This is a genomic window from Synechococcus sp. R3-13 (assembly GCF_047462195.1).
Classification (GTDB): domain Bacteria; phylum Cyanobacteriota; class Cyanobacteriia; order Thermostichales; family Thermostichaceae; genus Thermostichus.
Map to the genome: position 1 here is coordinate 2377 of NZ_JANSIO010000521.1, position 7155 is coordinate 9531.

The following is a 7155-nucleotide window of genomic DNA, read 5'->3' on the forward strand; positions in this document are numbered from 1 at the left end:
ATCCCCAGAACCACAAGGCTTTTCTCAGTAGCCTAGGCGTCTCACCCCAACCTAAAATGACCATAACTCAGCCCTAAAGGGCTCAACCTTAACCTACCCAAGTCCGTCAACCCGGTTCAATCCCTTGAGAAAATCCTCTCAGGAAAAGCTTTAGGAAACATTCAGAGATCGGCCCACGTTCCTAAAGGCAGCCTGCACCTGAGGCCAGCGGGATTCCTGGGTAGAGGCCGTCAGCGTATAGAGGCGATGGTGCCGAACGGTCACCGTCACCACCTCGTGGCGAAGCTGGGATCCCATATCGGTTTGGTATTCCAGCAGGTAATAGGGGTGCTCCTGCCGCTCAAAGGCTTCGGCAGCCAACAGCTTGGCCGAGCGACCGGATCCCTCAGGAGCAATGATCTTCTCCGCCACCAACTGCCCCACCTCATCCGGGCTGCCCAAATCGGCAATCGTCTCCCCCTTGTCAAATGGGGCGATCATCAGGCTGACGTTCTCGGTCTCGTACACCAGGTCGCGCAGGAGTACCACCGGCCCTTTCCCCGGCCCAAGATTGACCGCCACCATGCCGTTGGGGTAGGCAAAAGCAAAGGCTCCGCTGGGATCCCTGTAGGCCCGCAGGTTAGAGCCCGCGGAACAGGCACAAACCACCAAGCTGAGGCAAACACAGAGCAGCAACAACGCCCTAGACAGCCACAGGCTGGTTGCGTAAGTGGGCCACAGGCCTGATCGGGCAGAATGCGCGCCTCGTGCTGCTGACATTGCTGGGATCCTCTCCTCAGATGGGTTGCCTATTGTTCCTTTATCATCCTAGTACGAGCGCACTCCCTCTAGCCCGTTGACCGTCAATTCCCAACGGAAAACTCCCCCTGCAACTTAGCAGCGGGGTTGCCGACGTGGGTTGAAAAGCGAGGGATCCCCAAGCTTGGAAGCAACTGCTGCTATTGGGGGAGCCGCTTCTCGAAATCCAGATCCGGTAGCGGCAGGTTGGCCTGGGCACCTCCTTGGCCGGTGAGCATTGCCAAGCGGCGGGAGATTTCATCGTCCATGGCCATTTCATCCAATTGGGCAGCAATCTGCTCGCTGCGATCTTCCGAGAGCTCGCTCATGGCTCGGGATCTGAGCTGGCGAGCCTGGATAGCATTCTTCGCCGCCTCAAATTGGGACTTGGCCGAGTCGATGTTGTAGGAATTGTTGACGCGGGCCATCTGCTCCAGAGCTTGGTTCACCTCGTTGATGTCTTTGAGGTTGCTCAGCTCGCTCTTGTAAGCGGCCAGTCGTTCTTTCTCGCGGGCCAGCTTTTGCTTGGCGGCATTGACGTAGCGCTCGGCAGTTTCCACATTCTCCTTGAGGGGGCCGAGAATGGCCTCAATTTGCAGCGCTTGGGACATAGCCAGGCGGGCAGCCTCTTGATCGCCCCGTTGGGCAGCCAGGCGAGCCTTGTTCTCCAGGGCCTGGTACTCCCGCACCTTTTGCATGTACTTTTGTTCAGCCCGCTGATAGGCAGCCACTTGGGTGGCAACGGCTTCCGTGAGACGCTGAACCGTCTCCTGCATGGTGCGTAGGGATTCTTCCGCCACCATCACCGCTCCTGTGCCGCCTTTCTCCACCGGGATCCCCCACAGCCAGTTCCAAGTTCCGACGATGACGCTGCCGGCCCGTTGCCCAAAAATGCCGTAGATGATCTTGCGTGCGCCCATGGCTTGACCCTCTTGCCTACGCGTGCCTCTACTGTATTTAATTTCTCCCCAACTGGAAAGATCTCAGGGATCCGGCAAGTGGACAAATTCAAATCCCCGCTCCTGCAAAGTTGGGATCAACTGCCGCGTTACCTCAACCACTTGGGCTCCTCCTTGTACCCCATCGTGCAGCACGATTAAGGAGCCAGGCCGCACCTGGGCCAGCACCCGCTCCACTACCACCGATACCGGTGGGATCAGCCAATCCTCAGGCACCACGCTCCACATCACCGGACAAAAGCCCCAACGGCGCAAATCCGCAAGCGTCTGCGGCCAAAACAAGCCATTGGGCGGGCGCACAGCCCGATAATCGTCAGGGATCCCGCCACAGGCAGCCACGAGGGTGGTTTGGCTGCGCTTCAGGCTCTGATAAAGCTCTCCAGGGGCAAGCTCGGTAAAAGGGCGATGCTGCCAGCCGTGAAGGCCAATGCGGTGGCCTTGTTGGCGGATCTGACGGGCCAGGTGGGGCCAGCGCTGCACCCGTTCTCCCAACACAAAAAACGTGGCCGGCACCTGAAAATCCATCAAAACCTGCAACAAAGCAGGGGTGTACTCAGGGTGAGGGCCATCGTCAAAGGTCAGAGCCACCCGCTGGGTATGGGGATCTGCCGGCAACTCCCACAGGCCGTCGGGAAAGAGGGTCTTGAGGCCCCAATGCAGGGGTGGGTAGAGAGATGGGGGCAGGATTTGCTGAGAAGAGAAGAGCATTGTGGTGGGCTGTATTTTGTCCAGAACCAGAGGGCAATGCTTTGGGTGATCAACTGGGTAACAAATTTAGGTATTGCCGATTGAGCCAACCAACTGAAAAAATGGGCATGAGCATTGTAGCCCGCAAAACGGAAATCAGGGTTGGCGGGCCCGTCGATGGGCTTTTGGATCTCGTCCTAGCCAGTTGTGATTACAGATTGTGCCTACAGATTGTGATTACAGAAGTTGCCATTGGGTGTCGGCAGCAGCCCGCCGCTCGAGTTCTTGAGACGGATGTGGGATCCCTTCTGCCCATAGCCCAGATCCGATAGGCTAGATTCACCCTCAAGGTATCAGCTGATGGCTTGGCAAACTCCAACACTGCTGCTGGTGGATGGTCACTCTCTGGCCTATCGCTCCTTCTACGCCTTTGCCTACAGCCGCGAGGGGGGGTTGCGCACTTCCACTGGGATCCCCACCAGCGTCAGCTTTGGCTTTTTGAAATCGCTGTTAGAAGTCTTGGACAAATACACCCCTACCCATGTAGCCGTTGCCTTTGATACACGGCAGCCCACTTTTCGCCACGAGGCCGACGAAACCTACAAATCAGGCCGCCCGGAAACGCCACCGGAGTTTATCGAAGATGTGGAGAACCTGAAGCAGGTGTTGACGGCACTACGCATCCCGATTTTGGTGGTGCCTGGTTTTGAAGCCGATGACATTTTGGGCACCCTCAGTAGGCTAGCCCCCCAAGATTACCGGGTGCAGATCTTAAGTGGCGATCAAGATCTGTTCCAGTTGATCGATACCGATGGAAGAGTTCGGGTTTTGCACCTCAACAGCAAAGATCGCATCAGCGAGTTTGGCCCCGAACAAGTGAAAGAAAAATTGGGCATCTGGCCTTGGCAGGTGGTGGATTATAAGGCCCTCTGTGGTGACCCTTCTGACAACATTCCCGGGGTGAAAGGGATCGGCCCCAAGCGAGCTGTGGAGCTGCTGGAGCGCTACGGCAGTTTGGATGAAATTTTCGACCACCTGGACGAGATCCAAGGAAAAGTCCAGCAATACCTCAAAGAAGGGATCCCGGCGGCCCATCACTCGCAATTTATGGCTCGGATCAAATGCGACGTTCCTCTTTCTCCCGACTGGGAGAGCATGAAATTAACCGGGTTTGATCAAGCAGAATTGCTGCCGCTGCTGGAAAAATTGGAGTTTCACAGCTTCATCGCCCAAGTGCGCAAAATACAAACGGCTTTGGGGGGGATCCCAACCGAGGCAGAGGTGGTTGGCGCTTTTAATCCCACCGGGGATCCCGCAAACGCTCCTGACGAAGCCCTGTGGTTTGATTTTGCCCTCGATCCCGTCCCTTCTCTGCCGGCAGTGCGCATCATCGATACGCCGGAGCAACTGGAGCTTTTGCGGCAAGAGCTGTTGGCCTGCCCAGGGATTGTAGCTTGGGATACTGAAACCACCAGTCTAGATCCACGGGATGCCCAATTGGTGGGGATCGGCTGTTGTTGGTCAGAGGGAGATATCGCCTACTTGCCCATCGGCCACCGCCAGGGATCCAACCTGGACTGGGAGCTGGTTAAACAAAGCCTGCAACCCCTTTGGGAAGATCCCAACCGACCCAAAAGCCTACAAAACTGTAAGTACGACCTGAGCATTTTCCGCGCCCACGGGATCCGCCTGCAAGGGATCCAGTTTGATCCCATGTTGGCCAGCTACGTTTTGGATCCAGAAGCCAGCCACAACTTGGCCGATTTGGCAGCTACCCATTTGGGTTTGCCAACCACCAGCTACAAAAAGTTGCTGGGCAAGGAACAGTCCATTGCCGATATCCCGATTTCCAAAGTTGCAGAATACTGTGGAACCGACGCCTATTGTGCCTATCGTCTGGTGCCAATCCTCACCGAAAAGCTGCAGAAAACCGATCCACGCCTGTGGGATCTTTTTATTCAAGTCGAGCTGCCCTTGGCCCAAGTTTTGGAAGAGATGGAGTGGATCGGCATTCGCGTTGATACCGAGTTTCTGAGGCAATTTTCCCAAGAGCTGGAACAAGAGCTGCAAAGTTTGGAGCAGAAAGCTTATGCTCAGGCTGGAGAAACCTTTAACCTCAATTCTCCCAAACAACTGGGATCCCTGCTCTTTGAAAAGCTGAAATTGGACATTCGCAAAACCCGCAAAACGGCTACTGGCTATTCCACTGATGCCTCAGTTTTAGAAAAGCTAGAGGGGGATCATCCTCTCATCGAAACCATCGTGCAATACCGCACCTTGGCCAAGCTGAAATCGACCTATGTGGACGCTCTGCCTGCCCTGGTAAGAAGCGATACCGGCAGAGTCCACACCGACTTTAACCAAACCGTTACTGCCACCGGCAGGCTCAGCTCCTCAAACCCCAACTTGCAAAATATTCCCATTCGCACCGAGTTCAGTCGCCGGATTCGACAAGCTTTTATTCCCCAAGAGGGATGGCTATTGGCGGCAGCAGATTACTCTCAAATTGAGCTGCGCATTTTGGCCCATCTCAGCCAAGAACCTGCCTTGCTGGAAGGCTTTCGCTCAGGAGAAGATGTGCACACCCTAACCGCCCGCCTGCTCCTGGAAAAACAGGAAATAACCAGCGAAGAACGCCGCCTGGCCAAAACGATCAACTATGGGGTGATCTATGGCATGGGAGCGCAGCGCTTTGCCCGCACTGCGGGGGTTTCTCTATCCGAAGCCAAGCAATTTTTACAGCGATTTAACGAGCGCTACGCCGGCATTTTTGCCTATCTGCGCTCCACTGAAGCCTTTGTGGAAAAGCATGGCTATGTAGAAACGATCTTGGGTCGCCGTCGCTATTTTCCCAATTTGTCTCGTCTGACAGGCCATCGCAAACAAGCCGAATTGCGGGCGGCTGTGAATGCCCCCATCCAGGGATCCGCCTCGGACATTATCAAAGTAGCAATGGTGCGCCTGCGGCAAAAGCTGCAGAACTTTCGTTCCCGCTTGCTCCTGCAAGTGCATGATGAGCTGGTGTTTGAGGTGGATCCCTCGGAATGGCAGGCCCTAAAACCGCTGATTCAAACAGAAATGGAAGGAGCAGTGCCCCTCTCCATACCGCTGGTGGTGGATATCCAAATTGGCCACAATTGGAAGGAAGCCAACTAGACCATGGGAGGCAGAAAACCCCAGGTTTGCAAGGAAAGGGATCCCGGCTCCGTGAAAATGTTAAGCTATGTAAAAGCGTTTGTTGTTTTCTTATGACTGTTGAGATTTACACCTGGCGTTTTTGTCCCTTTTGCATCCGGGCTAAGCAACTGCTGGATCGCAAAGGCGTGAAGTATATCGAGTACGCCATCGATGGAGACGAGGCAGCACGGGCGGAAATGGCCAAGCGGGCCAACGGCCGCCGTTCGGTGCCGCAGATTTTCATCAACGACCAGCATATCGGCGGCTGCGACGATCTTTACGCGCTAGAGGCTCGCGGCCAGTTGGATCTGCTCCTACAGCAGGCCAGCTAAGCCTCAACTGTATCTCTCATCACTTTGTAGCCTGTTTAACTTGAGCGCGAGCCTGCTTCACCATGGCAATTAAGGTTTGATGGGCGTCCTCGGAGTCCCGCAGGGGGTGGTCGAAGCGGATCCGCAGCGTTTGTACGGCCCCGTCGACCTGAACCCGCAAGTCCATCCCTTCCGGGTCAATGGCCTGCATGCGGGCTTGGGTAACTCCTTCCACCTGGCCAAAGACCCTGGCGTAGAGGGGTATTGCATCGGCATGATCTTCGTTCATGTGCTTGCAGATGCGCTCGCTAACTTGGGGGGTGAGAGGATCGCCCATGGCAGTTGTTTTTGGCTTACAGCCCTCAGTTTAAAGCTCCCGCCAGTCCACAGTAAACTACCCAACCCTACCCCTGGCCAGTACAATAATGCGGCTAACCCAGCGTTAAAAGCGGCGCTCCCGGATAGGCAGCCGTTTAGGTTTCAGAATAAAAAGGCAGGGATCCCTTCCCCTCCATCCCAGAGAACACCAGGGATCCAGGGGATCAAGCTTGTCCTTGGGCCTGTAGCTCCAACAGCTCATTTGCCATATCCAAAAAAGCCTCCCGATCCAGATAGGAGACATCTCCCACCCACTCCCCCAGCTTGACCACATAGACCTCGCTCAAGGTGGGCCGGCGCTGCAAATCGCGGGAATAGGCTTTCACCAACCCGAGCACCGATTGCTTTTTGACAATTCGCCTGTAGCGGGGATCGTCCTTGGCCCGCACACGATAGACGACTCCGGTCTCATCGCCAATTTCCATCTCAAACTGGCGCTCCCGCACCTCTTCAATGTAGAAGTTGCCATCTTCATCCAGCTTTTCTCGCTCTTCCACCACCACCTCGTAGCGGCGAGTGCGCAACACCTGCCCAAAAAACAATCCCCCATAGGGAATCTCGCGAAAGGCTAGCTGACGGCGGGAGATGGTATAGAGCGGCCCCCACAGGAAGGGATAGAGCAACGAGAGGATCCCGACCAGGAAGGCGATTGCCCCCAGAAAGGATCCCTCGCCGAAAGCGCGGGAAAGAACCAGCAACGCCACGCCCACCAAAATGGCCGTGATGATGCGGCCCGTGCTCTTGAGGGCATCGCTCCAGTAAGCGGCATACTGAAGGCGCGTTGGCACCACCGGAATCACCGATTCGCATTCTTCTGGGGTTAGCTCCAACAACATGCTGATACATTTACGCTGAACACTGCTGAA

8 protein-coding genes are annotated in these 7155 nt (G+C 55.7%); 3 read left to right on the forward strand and 5 right to left on the reverse strand.

Translation table 11 applies throughout. From position 1 onward, the window contains the following. Window positions 1-150 precede the first annotated feature (150 nt). The 3 genes from psbP to NW856_RS14265 form a co-directional block, all read right to left on the reverse strand. Window positions 151-675: a photosystem II reaction center PsbP gene (gene psbP / locus NW856_RS14255; protein ID WP_414400767.1), complete on the reverse strand. Its 525-nt coding sequence runs from the start codon at window positions 673-675 to the stop codon at window positions 151-153. A 263-nt stretch (window positions 676-938) separates the two neighbouring features. Next, window positions 939-1697 (reverse strand): PspA/IM30 family protein, encoded by a 759-nt coding sequence (locus NW856_RS14260; protein WP_414400768.1) that lies wholly within the window; start codon window positions 1695-1697, stop codon window positions 939-941. Window positions 1698-1760: 63 nt separating this feature from the next. Continuing rightward, entirely contained in the window at window positions 1761-2444 is a 684-nt protein-coding gene (locus NW856_RS14265) for a polysaccharide deacetylase family protein (RefSeq protein ID WP_414400769.1), read from the reverse strand. An 80-nt stretch (window positions 2445-2524) separates the two neighbouring features. Here NW856_RS14265 and NW856_RS14270 point away from each other — a divergent pair, with 80 nt between their 5' ends. From NW856_RS14270 to grxC, 3 genes are all read left to right on the forward strand, one after another. Beyond that, entirely contained in the window at window positions 2525-2755 is a 231-nt protein-coding gene (locus NW856_RS14270) for a hypothetical protein (RefSeq protein ID WP_414400770.1), read from the forward strand. Between the two features lie 28 nt (window positions 2756-2783). Then, the gene (polA, locus tag NW856_RS14275; RefSeq protein WP_414400771.1) at window positions 2784-5579 is read left to right on the forward strand and encodes a DNA polymerase I; all 2796 of its coding nucleotides are present in this window, start codon (window positions 2784-2786) and stop codon (window positions 5577-5579) included. 92 nt (window positions 5580-5671) lie between these two features. Beyond that, complete coding sequence (gene grxC, locus NW856_RS14280; protein WP_011431797.1) at window positions 5672-5932, forward strand: glutaredoxin 3; 261 nt, start codon at window positions 5672-5674, stop codon at window positions 5930-5932. A 19-nt stretch (window positions 5933-5951) separates the two neighbouring features. Here the strand turns inward: grxC and NW856_RS14285 are convergent, their stop codons facing one another. Together NW856_RS14285 and NW856_RS14290 are read right to left on the reverse strand one after the other, a co-directional pair. Continuing rightward, window positions 5952-6248: a DUF2470 domain-containing protein gene (locus tag NW856_RS14285; RefSeq protein WP_414400772.1), complete on the reverse strand. Its 297-nt coding sequence runs from the start codon at window positions 6246-6248 to the stop codon at window positions 5952-5954. A gap of 205 nt (window positions 6249-6453) precedes the next feature. Continuing rightward, a partial coding sequence (locus NW856_RS14290) for a hypothetical protein (protein WP_414400773.1) occupies window positions 6454-7155 on the reverse strand: 702 nt, incomplete at its 5' end.